Below are 15,350 nucleotides of genomic sequence, written 5' to 3' on the forward strand. Positions count from 1 at the left end.
GTGTTATCCCGTCTGCCGGACGGGATCCCCGGGGCGCTTAGCTCAGCGGTAGAGCGCTCGCCTTACAAGCGAGATGTCACTGGTTCGAACCCAGTAGTGCCCACCAGTAGAAACGCCCCGTTCCTGATCTTCGGAACGGGGCGTGAGTGACCAACTGGGTGACCAGCTCCCGAAGATGTCGTCCATCGCCTCTGCGCCTTGCATGAGCACGGGGCGGATCTGCTTCCTGTAGACGGTCTCGGTGACCACCGTGTTCCGGTGGCCGACGAGCCGCGAGATGTCCTCGATGGGGACGCCCGAGTCCGACAGCAGCGAGACGGAGCTGTGCCGCATCTCGCGGGGAGTCCAGTCGGTGCCCCGGAGCCCCGCCTTCTCGATGATCTTCCGTACGTCCCGCCGTACGTTGCCCGCGCTCATGGGGGTCCCCCTTCGAGGTGGCAGCGCTCCGCGCTGCCGCTGGCGGGGCTGCGCCTGCCCGTCAGCCGGGCATGCGGTTCTCCGGCCGGTCCCGGCCGGCAGCAGCTCCGCCCCGTCCTGCCGTACCGGGCGCCCGCCGCACCGAACGGACCCGCTGCCGTGGTGCGCGCTGCCGCCTGCCACTGCGACCATAGGCCAACCGCTTCGCGGCCCCCTCGGGATGCCTTCGGCATTGCGCCGGCCGTCTCCGCTCCCTGGGCAATCAGAGCTCTACGGCGTACCAATTCCATTGCTGGTCGATCAGCGTGATGGATCCCTCGTCGGCCAGGTCCCACAGAGCAGAGACGAAGGTTTCGCGAGGCAGACGCCCATGCCCCATAGACCTTGCGAACACTTCCACCCTCCAGACATCGAAGATGAGCACTCCTGGTCGAGGTCCAAGGTCGACGTCAACGACTCTCCGCTCGGGGGAAGCGGTCGTCATGCAGCAGCCGATCCCATGCACGCGATAATGCACGCCACTGGGAAGCTGCCAGATCCGGGGAGCGCGACGTTGAACAACGGCCCGATGAAGAGCCCACAGGTCATCTCCACCAGTCTGGTCCGCCATACCGGTTCCGACGTGCCGTGACAGTTCGTCGACACGGGCCGTGAACGCCCGCACCAGTTCGACAGCGTTCACAAGCGATCTCCCTCATCCATTGGGAGGAGCCATTCCGCCTCCGGCGGGGGCTCCGGCACCGAGATGATCCACGACACGGCCAACCCGTAGCGGGCTGAGGTGGTGGCTCTGATCGTCCCGCCCGCCATCGCCCAGGCAGAGCCCAGCAGACCGACTCCTCCGGCGCAAGCCCGGCCGTGCACGCAGGCCAACCGGCGCGCGAGGAAGGTCACCGGGAACATGGACACACGACGCCGAGCTTGCCCTTCCGTCCCCGGCCCGCTGCCCCTCCGGGGTGGGCGACGGCAGACGAGAAGATCAGGGCGAGCGGGGTGTGGGCTGGCGCCTGGGAGGTGCAAAAGTATCCAGTCGACGCCAAGGTGGAGTCCGTTTACCTTTGTGATCAATGGAGTGTCAGGTGGCGTGGAGGGCGACTGGTGAAGCGTAGGAGTCCGCAGGAGAAGAAATGGCTGAGTTACGCCAAGGACCGGCGCAACGACTACGGTGAGAACGACAAGAGCTCCCGCAAGAATATTTCGCGGAATAAGAGGGCGCCTCACCGCGCGAATCGGCGGCGAGCGAGCCAGGTTCTCGACGCGGCCACAGGGGTGGTTGACGAAGCGGCTGAGGAGGCTGCCGAGGATCGTCTTATGGCAAAGCGCCCGAAGTCATGGAGAAAATCGCGGGACGCGCCGCTTGGAGAAATCGTTCAGTACATCCTCAAGCGGCGGATGAATCTCGGAATCGAGGATGAGAATCGAGGCGCTGTACGTCTCCGACGAGTTCGCCAGAGACTTCGGCAGCCCGTCGAGGGCGGATCAGATGAGGGGTGAGGCATGGCGGCGCCGTCCCTCCAGATCCCACGCCGCCACGCCCGTCTTACCGGGCTCTTCCGGACAGCAACGCCGTCCAGACCACCCGAGCTTCGCTGATCGGCCAGGCCGGTGTCTCATGGACCTGGGGGCCGCCGTCGAGCTGGACGGTTCGCCGGAGGAACACCCGGCCCCCGCCCTCACACAGCTCATAGATCATGACCCGGCATTCGCAGGTCCAGGCCACCGAGCGCGTCCGCGTAAGTGCCGGGTACGGCCGTCGCCAATCCAGCCGGATGTGATCTCGCTGCGGCGTCGCCACATGTGGACTCAGACACTCGCCAAGGAGAGTCACGACGCACGCTCCGCGACGTCATCAGACCGTGGGGACGTCTTCCGGAGTTCTCCGTACCGGTGAGCGACGTAGCGGGCGATGGTGATCGGGTTGTCCACGCCGTAGGCTGTGTACAAGCGGCGGCCTGTCCTCTCCGAGATCTTCCCCGTCCACCAGCGGTAGACGAACCCGTCCGTCCAGACCAGAAGATCGGTCCACGCCGAGACCAGGGCGACACCGTAACCCTCGTGGACATCGGCTGAGACGCCGCAGTGTTCGAGGCCGATCCGCAGTCGCTCGGCAGCCAGGGCGGCCGGGCATCGACGGGCTATACGTCTCCTCTCGGTGGCGCTCATGACTCCCGCCCCTCCTGGTCACGGAGCTGTTGGGCGAGGCCGGGGGTGTCATCGGCATCGATCGTCTGGCAGAGACCACGGCCTAGCTCCTCGTCCGTGAGGTGCCGACCATTCCGGGTAGCCCACAAACGGCCGGCGGAACTTCGCCATATGCACCAACCGGGAAAGGCCGCCTGGAGATCTTCCAGAATCACGGGGATTGACATGGGGTAAGCGTCATTCGATTCGGGTGACGAAGGCACCACGTTCGGCAGACGTCCAGGACGTTTCAAAGTTAGAGTCGAAAACGTCCCTGACGTCCTCACCCTTCGAGGCGAATCGTGGCTAATGTCCCTTTGCGTCGCGCAATGCTGGACGCGAAAGTAAGCGATCAGCGCCTCGCGGACCATTGCGGGGTGGACGTCAAGACTGTGGCACGCTGGTTGCAGGATGAGGCACGAATCCCGCATCTCCGGCATCAGTGGGCCGCCGCTGAGGTTCTAGTAGTGCTTTGTTAGGTCAGCCTGTTGTGGCTGGTCGGGTTGGCCGAGTGGTGGTTCGATCCGGGCGTGACCCCCGAACAACTCGTTCACATCCGTCAGCGGCTGGAGACGTTCGCTACTGAGGTGTTCACCCCCTTGTCCCGCTCCGACCAGCGGGTCAAGGGCCTGACCTACCTGTGGGGACTGCTTTTGGACGGTCGCCGCAAGTCGATGCAGCCGATGGCCGAGCGGCTGGGCGTGGATCACCAGGGACTGCAGCAGTTCGTCACCTCCTCCACTTGGGACTTCCGTGCGGTACGGCAGCGCCTGGCCGTCCGCGCGGCCGAGGTGATCATCCCGCGCGCGTGGGTGATCGACGACACCGGCTTCCCCAAGAACGGCAGCGCCTCACCGTGTGTGGCTCGGCAGTACTCCGGCACACTGGCAAGGTCGGCAACTGCCAGATCGGCGTGAGTGTGCACGCCGTCACCGACACCGCCTCCTGCCCGCTGAACTGGCGTCTGTATCTGCCCGCGTCCTGGGATGCGGGCCAGGCGGCCGATCCGCACAGCGCCGAGCGGGCCGGCGTGCGCCGCGCCCGCTGCGCCATCCCCGACAGCGAGCGGCATCGCCCCAAATGGCAGATGGCCGTGGAGATGCTCGACGAACTCGCGGGGTGGGGCCTGGCGCCGCCGGTGGTGGTGGCCGATACCGGATACGGCGACAACGCGCACCTGCGCACCGCCCTGCAGATGCGCGGCCTGGCCTATGTGGTGCAGGTCAAAGGCGCGGTCACCGCCCATGGCGTGCGTGCCCAGCCCGAGACGATCACCTACTCGGGGTTGGGGCCGCATCCCCAGCCGCGTTATCGCACCAAGCCGGTCAGCCTGCGTGAGCACGTGCTGGCCGCGGGCCGTGCCGCAGCGGTGACGCTGACCTGGCGGGCCGGCTCCAAGGGCAGTTTGACCTCGCAGTTTGTGATCGTGCCGGTCCGGGTGGCCGGCCGCAGGCCCCGCCTGGCCGATGACGGTTCGCTGCCGGTCAGCCAGGTGATCGCGCAATGGCCCGACGGCGAGTCCGCGCCGGTCACGTACTGGCTGTCCAACCTGCCCGCCGACACGCCGGCGGCGCAGCTGGTCACCTTGGCCAAGATCCGCTGGCGGATTGAGCACGACTACCGCGAGCTGAAGGCTGGCCTGGGTTTGGACCACTTCGAGGGCCGCTCCTGGACCGGGTGGCATCGGCACGTCACCTTGGTCAGCGCCGCGCACCTGTTCTGCACCGAGCTGCGCTTGAGCAGCCCAAAAGCGGTTGGGGCGGCCTGACGCTCTACCGGGTCCTCAAAGAACTGCAGGCGCTGCTGGCAGCCTGGACAGGCCGATGCCCGACCTGCCACCAACGGCCGCCCTAACCACTTAACAAAGCACTACTAGTGCCGCATCAGGCAACGTTCGCCCTGTTCGAAGTACGGTCAGCTCATGAATGGCGACAAGCAGCCGGGGCTGGAGGAGATCGAGCAGTGTTTCATCGCGGTTCTCGACGGACGGATGAGCCGGGACGAGGCGGACCGCTGGGCGGCACGCTGGGTTGCCGATGACGATCTCGCCTGGGATGACGTGGCGTGGTGGGCGCTGCACCTCCTGCACGGAATCGATCTGGCCCATGGCCCGGACGGAGACCTCCTGCATGATGACGAGCAGGTGCACCAATGGCTTGAGGAACTACGCCGTCGTCGTGCTGGCTAGTATGCCCTGATCACTGCACTGCGACGGCATGTCACCATCAGAATGATCAGGTGGCTGAACGTGTGCAGGTCCGCCAGATCGATGACGACGAAGGTCGGCGGTTACTACAGATCATCCGCCGGGGAACCGGGTCGGTGGTGACCTGGCGGCGCGCGCAGATGGTGCTGCTGTCGGCGCAGGGCATGCCGGTGGCGAAGATCGCCGAGGTGACCTTCACCAGCCCGGACCGGGTCCGCGATGTGATCCACAACTTCAACACCGACGGCTTCGGCTCCTTGCAGCCGAAGTACCGGGGCGGGCGGCCCAAGACCTTCACCCTGCCCGAGCGCCGCGAGGTCAAGAAGATCGCCAAATCTCAGCCGGCCGAGCACGGCCTGCCGTTTTCGACCTGGAGCCTGGCCAAACTGGCCGACTTCCTGGTCGCCGAGGGGGTGGTCGACGACATCAGCCACGAGGGCCTGCGCATCCTGCTCCGCGAGGAGGGCGTCTCCTTTCAACGGGTGAAGACTTGGAAGAGCTCCCGCGATCCGGACTACGCGGTCAAGAAGGCCCGGGTCGAGCACCTGTACGCCCTCGCCGATGGCGAGGTCATCGCCGAGGCGGGCGAGCCCGAGGTCGTTTTCTGCGTGGACGAGTTCGGGCCGCTCAATCTCCAGCCTCATCCGGGCCGCCAATGGGCCGAGCGCGGCGGCCGACACAAGGACCTTCACCGTGAGCCCCGGCCGCGCCGCCGGGCCACCTACACCCGCTCACATGGGGTACGGCATCTGTTCGCCGCCTACGATCTGGGGAAGAACAAGGTGTACGGGCACATCAAGCCGGTCAAGACGCGCACCCGGTTCCTGGAGTTCTGCCGCTACCTGCGCAGCCTGTATCCGCCCGGGGTCCGTATCGCCATCGTCTGCGACAACTACTCGCCGCACTTGAGCACGGAGAGGGACAGCCGGGTCGGGGACTGGGCCGCGGCCCACAACGTGGAGATCGCCTATACGCCGACCAACAGTTCTTGGCTCAACCGGATCGAGGCCCAGTTCACCGCGCTGCGCTACTTCACCCTGGACGGCACCGACCACGCCACCCACAAAGAGCAGGGCAGCATGATCCGCCGCTACATCATCTGGCGAAACCGCTATGCCGACGACCGGCGTCTACGCGCCGTCGTCGACAGGGCAAACGTTGCCTGATACGGCACTAGGTTCTGTTTTGTGGATCACTGAACGTTGAATGGCCGGGCCCGCGTCTTGGACCTCGCTGGGTCCTCGCGCTGCGCGCGCATCACGCTCGGGCCGTGTCTGATTGGGGCTTCGCCCCAAACCCCAGGTGAGGGGCCTTCCGGCCCCTCACACTCCCCGGCCGCCGACCGATTCGCCTGACGCGGCACCGATGATGTGGCTGGATGGAACACATGGTTCGTCGCCATGAACTGACCGATGACGCCTGGGCGCGCATCGCCCCCTTGCTGCCGGCCGACCCTGAACGCGGTGGCCGCTGGCGTGATCACCGCCAGGTACCAGGCGGCATCGTCTGGAAGATCCGCACCGGCGCCGACTGGCGCGACATCCCCGAGCGCTACGGCCCCTGGCAGACCGTCTACCAGCGGTTCCGCCGCTGGTCGGCCGACGGCACCTTCGCCCGACTCCTGGAACACGTCCAGGTCCACGACGACGCTGCCGGCCAGGTGGACTGGTCGGTGATCTGTGTGGACTCCACCGTCGTGCGCGCCCACCAGCACGCGGCCGGAGCCCGTGAAGGGGGAGCCGTGACGGGACGCCCGGGCAGCAACCAGCCCAGATCCATCAGGGCCGACAGGCGCTCGGGCGCTCGCGCGGTGGACCGGCCACCAAGATCCACCTGGCCGTCGACGGGCGCGGCCTGCCCCTGGCGTCCGTGCTCACCGGCGGCAACGTCAACGACTGCACCCAGTTCACCGCCGTGATGGAGGCCATCCGGGTGCCCCGCCCCGGCGTCAGCCGGCCGCGCACCCGGCCCGAATATGTGATCGCCGACAAGGGCCACAGCTCCCGCGCCATCCGCACCTACCTGCGCCGACGCAAGATCGGCGCGACCATTCCCGAGCGCGCCGACCAGCTGGCCGGGCGAGCCCGCCGCGGACACCGGCACTGCGCCTTCGATCCGGTCCGCTACAAGCGGCGCAACGTCGTCGAACGCTGCTTCAACCGGCTCAAGCACTTCAAAGGCATCGCGACCCGCTACGACAAGCTCGCCGCCCACTACCGATCGGCCGTGACCATCGCCTGCCTACTGCTCTGGCTTAGATGATTCACAAAACAGAACCTAGCGATCCTCGATCGTTGGCGCCCCGCCTGCACCTTCTCGGCCCGCGGGTGTGGCCGTTCGAGGCTGTGCCGTTCGGGAGTGCTCGGGGCGGCACGCTGCCGCAGGTGTCAGAGGCCGGCCGCTGGCGATCCATTCCGTGATGGAACCGTCGTACACCCGTACCCCGGTGACGCCGGCTGCGCGCAGGGCGAGCCAAACAGCCGGGGCGGAGATTGCCGCGCCGCAGTACGCGATGACCGGTGTGTTGACGTCGATCCCGGCTGCGGCGGCCACCGACCTGATGCGGGACGGCGGATGGTGCAGCCCCGAGGAGTCGACGAGCATGCGCATCGGCAGTCTCGTCGCGCCCGGGATGAGCTGCGGCTGCTCCGCCCAACTGGAGTCGCGGCGGCAGTCGGCGATGGGCAGGCCGCCCGCTTGGTGCGCGAGCAGGTCGTTCAGACCGGCGATGGCGGAGCCGGTCTGACTCAGGAGCGGCGGGTGAGTCACGCAGAGCCGCCGGGAGGTCGGCCCGGTCTCCACGGGCCCACCTGACCGCAGCCAGGCGGGCCATCCGCCGTCGAGGCGGAACGACCGCTCGAAGCCGTGAGCCCGCATCAGCCATACCAGCCGCGCCGCAGTGAACTGGTGATTGTCGTCGTAGGCCACCAGGGTGGTGTCGGTGCCGACGCCGAGGTCGGCGAGCGCGGCGGCGAGCGTCGCGGGATGGGCGGCCCGGCCCGGTGGCTGCGGGCCGGGCGCCTGGGTGGCGTCGAATCCGAGGTAGACGGCGCCGGGCACGCGCGAGCGGCGATACAGGTTATGCCCGGCCGGACCATCGCCCACGGGCCAGCGCGTGTCGACGATCCGGACCGACGGTGCGCCGATCAACCCGGCCAGCTCATCACACGAGACGAGCAGTTTCTCCACAGTGATTCTCCCCGTTGGCGGTGTTGGCGGCATCCCATGAGCACCTCCGTGCTCTATCGCATATGACCACAGAGATCGGCCCTGGAGGGTCCCTCGGAGTGTGGATACCGGCTGTCGTGCGGTGAGCGGCACCTTATCGAACGCCTGTTCGTACTGAGCGACAACGGCCCTGGACAGGGTCGGACACCGTGATCTCCGGGGACCGTACGCCCGGTCGGGACTGGTCAGGCTCCTGCTCAGTGATGTTCTGACACGCCACGGAAAGTCGCGCTGTACCCATCCTGGCTTGCCGTCGGCTTCGCAGACGCCAACGAACCTGAGGACGCGGCGAACGCGGCGTCACGGATGCTGGACATGTCGCTCGATCTCACCACTCAACGCGCCCGTGTGGTCCTGGCCCGGCTCAAGCACCACGTCGATGTTCTCCAAGTGCGCGAGCCGCTGACTCGCTCCCCCATGAGTGCCTGATCTCCGTGCCTGCCACTGCGGCCGACTGCATGGCTGAAAAACCAGTCACCGGTCACGGACTGCGGCTCCGAGGAATCGTGTGTTCAGTATGTCTTCGGAGAAAGAGAAGCCGGTGATCTTCTTCGTCAGGGCGAAGGACCGTGGAAAGGAGGACCGTGGAAAGGGGGCACCGACGCCGGGCCCCTCCCAGGACAAGCCGACTTCGCGCATTTTGCTGATCAGGCGGTCTGGATCACTGCCCCAGCGTGTGTCAGGAACCAGCTGGTCGAAGCATGTGACCTGTTCGCCGTCGATCGCGTAGACGAAATAGTCCGTGGCATGGACGTTGCGATGGATCGACACGACCTCGGTCGACCGGGAGAGGCTGCGTAGTAGGAGTCTGTTAAGGCCGATCGATCCGGTCCAGAGCTGGATCAGCACAGTCCAGCCTTTCATCTCCAGCGCGCCCACGTAGCTGGTGCGCATGTTGTCCGAATCGATGTACTCCATCGTTCGTTCCTGGTGCTTTTCAAAGGTCACCTCTTCGATCCCACTGCTGTCTGCGCCGAGACGCATCAACGCCTCGCGAGGGCTGAAGGATCGGGCGAAGGTGATGCAGGAGACGTGACAGAACGGGCCGTGCTTCGCGAGCCAGCCGAATTCTTCGTGCGTGTCCGCCACTGTCTCTCCCTTGATCGGTTACGTGTGACGATGGCAGCAGTCACCGACAGGGAGGGCATTGCTCGCAGTGTCTCGGAGACATGGGCGTGAGTGACCAACTGAGTGACAACGACCACGGACGGGGTCGGGCACCGGTGGATGACCAAGGACTGTAATCGCAGGTCAGGGCAAGTATCTGCCCAGGTCGAGACCCCGTCCGATCGCATCCCCACCCTGGGGCATCCGACCACGTGGGTGACTCCGGCGAGGTTCTCCCGCTGGTCCCCTTGTGAGCCATGCCTCAAGATCTCCACGCCAGGGAGAGAGGGGCTTTTGTGACGCTGGCAATACGCTGAGTTGCCAAAGCTCCTCTTGGATCAACATAAGAAATTTATTATGATGGAGTGAACTGGCAGATAATGATCGTTCCAGAGGTCCGTGACTGGCTTCACGAGTTACGGAAGGTGGATCGGCAGACACTCTTGTTGATCGCTGCGGCCTTGGACCGGGTCGCCGAGGAAGGGCCCGGTCTGGGGCGGCCCTTGGTGGACACGCTTCAAGGGTCGACCATCCGTAACCTCAAGGAGCTGAGACCTGGATCCAGCGGGCGGAGCGAGGTGCGGCTGCTCTTTGTTTTCGACCCTTGGCGTCAAGCCGTGTTCCTGGTCGCCGGAGACAAGTCCGGCGACTGGAGCGGTTGGTATGACGTGGCGATCAAAGCGGCAGAGGTGCGTTTTGCTCGATACATCGAGGAGAGGGAGCAATGAGCGATCAGGCGGTGACATGGGAGGAACTGCGTGCTGAGCTTGTCCAGCCCAGCGATGAGCCGGAGATTGCCCAACTCCGTGATGGGCTCGTAGCCCGCCAGCGCGCCTACCAGCTCGCTGAAGCCAGACGCAAGCTCGGCCTGCGGCAGGAGGATGTCGCTCAGGCGATGGGCGTGTCACAGGCCCGCATCTCACAGATAGAGAGTGGAGTGATCAGCGAAGTGGCCACCTTGGCCGCTTACGTAACGGCGCTCGGAGGTCAGCTCAAGATCGTGGCTGACTTCGGCGACTCGGCCATGGTGCTTGACATGCCTCGCGGTCGCCGTACTGGGTGATCGTGTCCATGATGGATGCCGTGGTTTCCGTGTTCTTCTCTCCTTGTAGGCGTTTGCGCTGCTGCTGCGCCGTTTGGCCGCGTGTCGTACTCGAGTGACCAATCGGGTGACAACGACGCCGGACAACGGTGGACCGTGCGCCTAGGCCAGCGCCGATGTCCGCTTTGGCCGCGCCCCTGCTCGGACGGCCTTGCAGGCGAGATGTCACTGATTCGAACCCAGTAGTGCCCACCCAGGTCAGGCCCGTCTGCGGGTCCTGCGTGAAGACGCCCGCCTCCCGATCGGGAGCGTTTCGGGAGCGTCGCCGTCAGCTTCAAGCGGGTTGACCGAGGTGGCCGGACTGCTGGCGAGAAAGGGCCGGACTCGGCGGTCCGTGGCCGGAGCGCCCGGGAGGGCCGATCCGGGAACCACGGGTCCGACTCCGTGATGGCGCGGCCCGGCCGGCGTGTCGGTCCTGCTGGATATCGCAGGACCCGAGCGCCTCGCATCGTCCGCGGACCGGCTGCACGCTGTCATCGACATCATGGCGGCCCTGCTGCTGGTGGCCGGCTTCCGCTCCGACCTCCTCGCCCCATGACCCCTCGCTGAGCCTCATGACCCCTCGCTGATCTGTCGGCCCTCGCCCGTAGCCTCATCTCGTGTCCGCCGCACCTGTCCCGCCTCGCTCTCCTCTGGTGGTGTACGGCTCCCGCGCAGCATGGCTGAGAGCCTGGCGCCGTGGCGAAGCCCGGTGGCTCGCCCTGATCTACTGGGACGAGGCTGACGGCTACCGGCGCCACGTCGCCGAGCGGTGGGTCGCCGCGGACGACATCACCAAGATCGACGGTGAGGACTACAGCCACATCCCGGTCCTGCACACCCCCGTCAGCGACTGACCCCTCATGCTCGGGCGGCCGGGGAGCCGGCGGACCGCCCCGTGGGGCTCTGCCACCGTCACCTGACCGTGTGAACCGGTCTGGTGAGGCGCTCGCCAGGGACGGCGTGGTGAGACCCTCGCCAGGGACACGGTCTAATCCTCGATGGTGATCCCCATCGCGCCCGCCAGGGCGTAGACCAGCCCTTGCGCGTCCCGGCTCTTGACGATCGAGCCTCTGAGGCCGGCCACGCCGCCGATCCCCAGCAACACGCAGTCGGCGAAGCGTGTGCCGTCCATCTGCGCGTTGGAGAACTGGGCCCCCGTCAGGTCGCAGCGCTCGAACCTGACTCCCCGCAGGTCGGCGTTCTGGAAGTTGGCCTCCAGCATGGTGCAGTCGCGGAAGACGGTGTTCTTGAAGGTCGAGAACCTGAAACCCGCCAGATCGGCGCGGCAGGTGTCGAACACCACGTCTCGGAACGCGCACTCCGACCAGGCCATGCCGGTCAACCGGCTCCCGGACGCCCGAGCGCGGTGCATCGCCGAGGTCGTGGCTCTCATGTTCGACAGATCACAGTGCTCCAGCTCCACGTCGGTGAACCCCGCCTGGCGCATCCGCGTGCCGGAGAACCTCGTGCCGACGAAGCGGCAGCCCTCGAAATCGGCCGCGTCCACATGCCGAGGGGACAGCTCGACGCCCTTGAACTCCATCGACCGATAGGCGGCGTCGTCCTCGATGCCGTGCTCCGGGAGCCGCGCGACGGTGAGCGAGGCGGGCAGCTTGGGCGCGGCCGGCTCTTTCAGCCGTTCCGGCCGGCGGTGAGGGGAACGGGAAGACATGAGGCGGAGCTTAGCCCCGGCGGCCGGGCGGCGCGTCGGATCACGTCGCGTACGGGCGGGCCGCTCCGGCCTCGACGGGGACTCCGACGCGCTGCCGCGCGAAACAGGCCGGGGGCCTCACCTTCCGATCAGACATCGGGGCCGTGCCGCCGGTGAAGCGCTCGCTCCGTGTCGCGGGAGGTCACGCGCTGCGGGAGGTCACGTGCTACGGAAGGTCGCGCGCTACGGGAGAGTCGCAAAGACTCACGCTATCCATGCAAGAACAAAAGTTACAGCAGCACTTGTACAGCAAGATTACGAAACTATTTCGCAGGAGGCTTGTGGAGTGCGGCGCGGGGGACCTAATGTCACCTCACCTCATGGCGTCCGCTCAGCCCCGAGCGTCTTCAGGTGTTCACCCCCCGAGAGAAACGAGCATTCGATGTCACGGAGCAGCGCAGGAGCTGTGGCGAGGTGGTCCGGCAGGCCGTCGTGGAGGGCCGCGGCCGCGGTCGCGGCGGTGACCGCCACCTTGGGTCTCGGCGTCGTGCCCGGCGGCACGGCCCTTGCCGGCACCGGCGCGACCGGCACTTCGACCCCTGCCGGCACCGGCGCGACCGGCACTTCGACCCCCGTCGTGACACGCGCCGGCCTCGATCCGTCGCTCGTCGCGGGCCGGGGCGCCGACGTCGACTTCGCCGAGCAGGAGGCGGAGAACGCCGCGACGGACGGCACGGTCATCGGGCCGGACCGCTCCGCGTACACGCTGCCGGCGGAGGCGTCCGGCCGTAAGGCGGTCAAGCTGACGCCGGGACAGTACGTCGAGTTCACCCTGCCGAGCGCGGCCAACGCGATCACCGTGCGCTACAGCATCCCGGACGCGCCCAACGGCGGCGGCATCACCGCGCCACTCGCTGTCACGGTGAACGGTGGGGGCAAGAAGACCATGACCCTCACGTCGCAGTACGCGTGGCTGTACAACCAGTATCCGTTCTCGAACGACCCGGACGCCGGGCTGCTGCACCCGGACTGGTGGATCACCGAGTGCGCCTGTGTGCCCGCCGCCACGACGCCGCCTCCGGTGATCACGACGCCGTTCCGCCCGAGCCACTTCTACGACGAGCAGCGACTGCTGCTCGGCCGGACCCACCGCGCGGGTGACAAGGTGCGGCTCACGGTCCCCACCGGGGGCAACGCCGCGTGGACGGTCATCGACCTGCTCGACTCGCAGCTCGTCGGCCGGCCGCACGTCGACCTCGTCGCGGCGAACGTGCTGACGTTCGGCGCCGACCCGTCCGGCAGGCGCGACTCCGCCACCGCGTTCGACAGGGCGATCGCCTTCGCGCGGCGCAAGCACCTCAAGGTCTACCTCCCGCCGGGCACCTACCAGGTGAACCGCCACATCATCGTCGACAACGTGACGATCGAGGGCGCCAGCAGCTGGTACACGATCATCAAGGGCCGCGAGGTCACCCTCGACACACCGGCCCCCGACGGCTCGGTGCACACCGGTGTCGGCTTCTACGGCAAGGAGGCGGAGGACGGCGGCAGCCGCAACGTCCACCTGTCCGGCTTCGCGATCGAGGGCGACGTCCGCGAGCGCGTCGACACCGACCAGGTGAACGGGATCGGCGGGGCGATGAGCGACTCGACCATCGACGGCCTCCACATCCGCCACACCAAGGTGGGCATGTGGTTCGACGGACCGATGACCGGCCTGCGGATCACGGACAGCGTCATCGTCGACCAGATCGCCGACGCGCTCAACTTCCACACCGGAGTCACCGACTCGGTCGTGTCGAACAACTTCGTCCGCAACACCGGTGACGACGGCCTCGCCATGTGGTCCGAGAAGACCGCGAACGCCGGCAACACCTTCGACCACAACACCGTGCAGACGCCGGTTCTCGCGAACGGCATCGCCGTCTACGGCGGCACGGACAACACCGTCTCGAACAACCTCGTCGCCGACCCGGTCCGTGAGGGCAGCGCCATCCACGTCGGGTCCCGCTTCGGCGCCGAGCCGTTCACCGGGAAGCTGCGGATCACCGGCAACACCACGGTCCGTGCCGGCACCTACGAGCTGAACTGGAAGATCGGCCTGGGATCCATCTGGTTCTACGCGCTGGACAAGAACATCGACGCGGACATCCAGGTGACCGGGGACCACTACCTCGACAGCACCTACAACGCGATCATGATGGTCAGCGAGTGGTCGGTGAAGGACCTGTACTCGATCCCGAACGTCCGCTTCAAGGACATCAGGGTCGACGGCACGGGGACCTCGGTGGTCAGCGCTCGCGTGAAGGGGGCGGCGTCCTTCGAGAACGTGGACGCCCGCAACGTCGGCGCGGTCGGCGTCAACAACTGCGGGTCGTTCAACTTCCCGCCCACCGGTTCGGAGTTCTCGCTGACGGACCTGGGTGGCAACGACGGGGGAGGCACCACCGGTCCCTGGCTCGCCCCGTGGGAGCTGCCGAACACCATCACCTGCGACGACCGTCCGCCGGTCGTCGCGCCGCCGGCGCCGTCCCCATGGTGACGCGCGGGAAAGTGTCGGAGCGCTCTGGTACATGTTGGGTCATGGGCGTGCGAGTCGATGAGTTCCTGGAGATGCTGGACAGGCTGCCTGAGGTCACGCGGAGCGACGGCGGCAACTGGGTCTCGCTGAAGGTGCGGGGCAAGGGGTTCGGCTACCTGTGGGAGGAGACCGAGACCGTCGGGCTCAAGGCGACGATCGAGGAGCAGCTCGCGCTGGTGGCCGAGCGGCCGGAGGTGTTCGAGATCCAGTTCACCATGGGCCGGTTCGGCTGGGTCGTGGTCCACCTCGCGAAGATCGACGCGGAGGAGCTGTTCGAGCTGGTCACCGAGGCGTGGTGCCTGACCGCCCCCAAGCAGATGGTCGCCGCCCACGAGGCCGCGCGATAGCCGTACGGCTGGCGCCGGGGGTGTGCGGCGGCCGTCCCCACCGCGGGCGGAGACCCTACCTCACCCCACTCGGGACCGACAGGCTGGAGGTCAGCGCCGGGGAGCCGCCCGGCGGCTCCGGGTGAGGCCGTGCGGTGCGCTGTTCGACGTCGCCGGCCTCACAGCGCCGGACCGTGTCGGGTCCCGCCGGGGTGTTCCGCGGCACACGAGCGGCCGGCGGGCGGGCACGGGGCCCCGGAAGGCACCGGGATGCCCCCTCCCGAGAGGGCGCCGGGATGTCCGCGCACAGGAGGGCGTCGGGGGGTCCGCGCCCGGCAGGCCGGAGGGTCCGCATCCAGGAAGTTGTGCCCGGCCGGGTCCGGGGGCGACTCTCGTGGCAGGGCGCAACCGGGAGGTGCGGCGTGGACGAGATCCCGTTCCTGGAAGTCGTACGCGGCGATCCGACGCCTGAGGAGCTGGCGGCGCTGATGACCGCGACGAACTACGGCATCGAACCCGCAGAGCCAGTGTTGACCTTCGTGGGCCCGCTGACGACACCCCGCGTGGTC

Annotated in this window: 14 protein-coding genes, 1 tRNA gene and 3 pseudogenes; 12 read left to right on the top strand and 6 right to left on the bottom strand. The window is 67.2% G+C overall.

Annotated features, from left to right (window positions below; all coding sequences use genetic code 11):
• Nucleotides 1–31: 31 nt before the first annotated feature.
• Nucleotides 32–106: transfer RNA gene (locus tag ACWDS7_RS20785), tRNA-Val, on the top strand.
• 131 nt (nucleotides 107–237) lie between these two features.
• On the opposite strand, the pseudogene ACWDS7_RS20790 reads toward ACWDS7_RS20785, so the two are convergent.
• From ACWDS7_RS20790 to ACWDS7_RS20800, 3 genes and pseudogenes are all read right to left on the bottom strand, one after another.
• Nucleotides 238–609 (bottom strand): annotated as a pseudogene (locus tag ACWDS7_RS20790) (tyrosine-type recombinase/integrase); the annotation flags it as partial.
• Nucleotides 610–679: 70 nt separating this feature from the next.
• Nucleotides 680–1,099, bottom strand: a complete 420-nt coding sequence (locus tag ACWDS7_RS20795) for a DUF6896 domain-containing protein (protein ID WP_451930599.1) — start codon at nucleotides 1,097–1,099, stop codon at nucleotides 680–682.
• A 1,142-nt stretch (nucleotides 1,100–2,241) separates the two neighbouring features.
• Nucleotides 2,242–2,580, bottom strand: coding sequence for a hypothetical protein (locus tag ACWDS7_RS20800; RefSeq protein ID WP_451930600.1), 339 nt, complete (start codon nucleotides 2,578–2,580; stop codon nucleotides 2,242–2,244).
• 548 nt (nucleotides 2,581–3,128) lie between these two features.
• Between ACWDS7_RS20800 and ACWDS7_RS20805 the strand changes: the two are divergent.
• From ACWDS7_RS20805 to ACWDS7_RS20820, 4 genes and pseudogenes are all read left to right on the top strand, one after another.
• A pseudogene (locus ACWDS7_RS20805) lies at nucleotides 3,129–4,366 on the top strand (IS701 family transposase).
• A gap of 153 nt (nucleotides 4,367–4,519) precedes the next feature.
• On the top strand, nucleotides 4,520–4,786 hold the full coding sequence (locus ACWDS7_RS20810) for a hypothetical protein (protein WP_451930601.1): 267 nt from the start codon (nucleotides 4,520–4,522) through the stop codon (nucleotides 4,784–4,786).
• A gap of 50 nt (nucleotides 4,787–4,836) precedes the next feature.
• Nucleotides 4,837–5,970, top strand: coding sequence for an IS630 family transposase (locus ACWDS7_RS20815; protein WP_451930602.1), 1,134 nt, complete (start codon nucleotides 4,837–4,839; stop codon nucleotides 5,968–5,970).
• 221 nt (nucleotides 5,971–6,191) lie between these two features.
• Nucleotides 6,192–7,066, top strand: a pseudogene (locus tag ACWDS7_RS20820) (IS5 family transposase).
• A 15-nt stretch (nucleotides 7,067–7,081) separates the two neighbouring features.
• On the opposite strand, the gene ACWDS7_RS20825 reads toward ACWDS7_RS20820, so the two are convergent.
• Both ACWDS7_RS20825 and ACWDS7_RS20830 read right to left on the bottom strand, forming a co-directional pair.
• The gene (locus ACWDS7_RS20825; RefSeq protein WP_451930603.1) at nucleotides 7,082–7,993 is read right to left on the bottom strand and encodes a sulfurtransferase; all 912 of its coding nucleotides are present in this window, start codon (nucleotides 7,991–7,993) and stop codon (nucleotides 7,082–7,084) included.
• A 513-nt stretch (nucleotides 7,994–8,506) separates the two neighbouring features.
• Nucleotides 8,507–9,121 (bottom strand): DUF6461 domain-containing protein, encoded by a 615-nt coding sequence (locus ACWDS7_RS20830; RefSeq protein WP_451930604.1) that lies wholly within the window; start codon nucleotides 9,119–9,121, stop codon nucleotides 8,507–8,509.
• 383 nt (nucleotides 9,122–9,504) lie between these two features.
• Here ACWDS7_RS20830 and ACWDS7_RS20835 point away from each other — a divergent pair, with 383 nt between their 5' ends.
• The 4 genes from ACWDS7_RS20835 (at nucleotide 9,505) to ACWDS7_RS20850 (ending at nucleotide 11,077) form a co-directional block, all read left to right on the top strand.
• The gene (locus ACWDS7_RS20835) at nucleotides 9,505–9,867 is read left to right on the top strand and encodes a type II toxin-antitoxin system RelE/ParE family toxin (RefSeq protein ID WP_306867038.1); all 363 of its coding nucleotides are present in this window, start codon (nucleotides 9,505–9,507) and stop codon (nucleotides 9,865–9,867) included.
• Nucleotides 9,864–10,202, top strand: coding sequence for a helix-turn-helix domain-containing protein (locus ACWDS7_RS20840; protein ID WP_306867041.1), 339 nt, complete (start codon nucleotides 9,864–9,866; stop codon nucleotides 10,200–10,202). The genes ACWDS7_RS20835 and ACWDS7_RS20840 overlap by 4 nt, the downstream gene beginning before the upstream one ends.
• A 445-nt stretch (nucleotides 10,203–10,647) precedes the next feature.
• Nucleotides 10,648–10,779, top strand: coding sequence for a hypothetical protein (locus ACWDS7_RS20845; RefSeq protein ID WP_451930605.1), 132 nt, complete (start codon nucleotides 10,648–10,650; stop codon nucleotides 10,777–10,779).
• A 61-nt stretch (nucleotides 10,780–10,840) separates the two neighbouring features.
• Nucleotides 10,841–11,077: a hypothetical protein gene (locus tag ACWDS7_RS20850; protein WP_306867048.1), complete on the top strand. Its 237-nt coding sequence runs from the start codon at nucleotides 10,841–10,843 to the stop codon at nucleotides 11,075–11,077.
• Nucleotides 11,078–11,211: 134 nt separating this feature from the next.
• Here ACWDS7_RS20850 and ACWDS7_RS20855 read toward each other — a convergent pair whose 3' ends face one another.
• Nucleotides 11,212–11,895, bottom strand: coding sequence for a pentapeptide repeat-containing protein (locus tag ACWDS7_RS20855; RefSeq protein ID WP_451930606.1), 684 nt, complete (start codon nucleotides 11,893–11,895; stop codon nucleotides 11,212–11,214).
• A 445-nt stretch (nucleotides 11,896–12,340) separates the two neighbouring features.
• On the opposite strand from ACWDS7_RS20855, the gene ACWDS7_RS20860 reads away from it, so the two are divergent.
• The 3 genes from ACWDS7_RS20860 to ACWDS7_RS20870 all read left to right on the top strand — a co-directional run.
• The gene (locus ACWDS7_RS20860; protein ID WP_451930607.1) at nucleotides 12,341–14,416 is read left to right on the top strand and encodes a glycosyl hydrolase family 28-related protein; all 2,076 of its coding nucleotides are present in this window, start codon (nucleotides 12,341–12,343) and stop codon (nucleotides 14,414–14,416) included.
• Between the two features lie 41 nt (nucleotides 14,417–14,457).
• The gene (locus ACWDS7_RS20865) at nucleotides 14,458–14,802 is read left to right on the top strand and encodes an MmcQ/YjbR family DNA-binding protein (RefSeq protein ID WP_451930608.1); all 345 of its coding nucleotides are present in this window, start codon (nucleotides 14,458–14,460) and stop codon (nucleotides 14,800–14,802) included.
• Between the two features lie 275 nt (nucleotides 14,803–15,077).
• A partial coding sequence (locus ACWDS7_RS20870; protein WP_451930609.1) for an acyl-CoA carboxylase subunit epsilon occupies nucleotides 15,078–15,350 on the top strand: 273 nt, incomplete at its 3' end.

This window comes from Streptosporangium sp. NPDC003464, assembly GCF_053588315.1.

What these genes read in the sequence shown, in the direction of transcription:
- ACWDS7_RS20840 (WP_306867041.1), top strand. Translation starts at nt 9,864, where the DNA reads ATGAGCGATCAGGCGGTGACATGGGAGGAACTGCGTGCTGAGCTTGTC.
- ACWDS7_RS20810 (WP_451930601.1), top strand. Translation starts at nt 4,520, where the DNA reads ATGAATGGCGACAAGCAGCCGGGGCTGGAGGAGATCGAGCAGTGTTTC.
- ACWDS7_RS20865 (WP_451930608.1), top strand. Translation starts at nt 14,458, where the DNA reads ATGGGCGTGCGAGTCGATGAGTTCCTGGAGATGCTGGACAGGCTGCCT.
- ACWDS7_RS20855 (WP_451930606.1), bottom strand. Translation starts at nt 11,895, where the DNA reads ATGTCTTCCCGTTCCCCTCACCGCCGGCCGGAACGGCTGAAAGAGCCG.
- ACWDS7_RS20800 (WP_451930600.1), bottom strand. Translation starts at nt 2,580, where the DNA reads ATGAGCGCCACCGAGAGGAGACGTATAGCCCGTCGATGCCCGGCCGCC.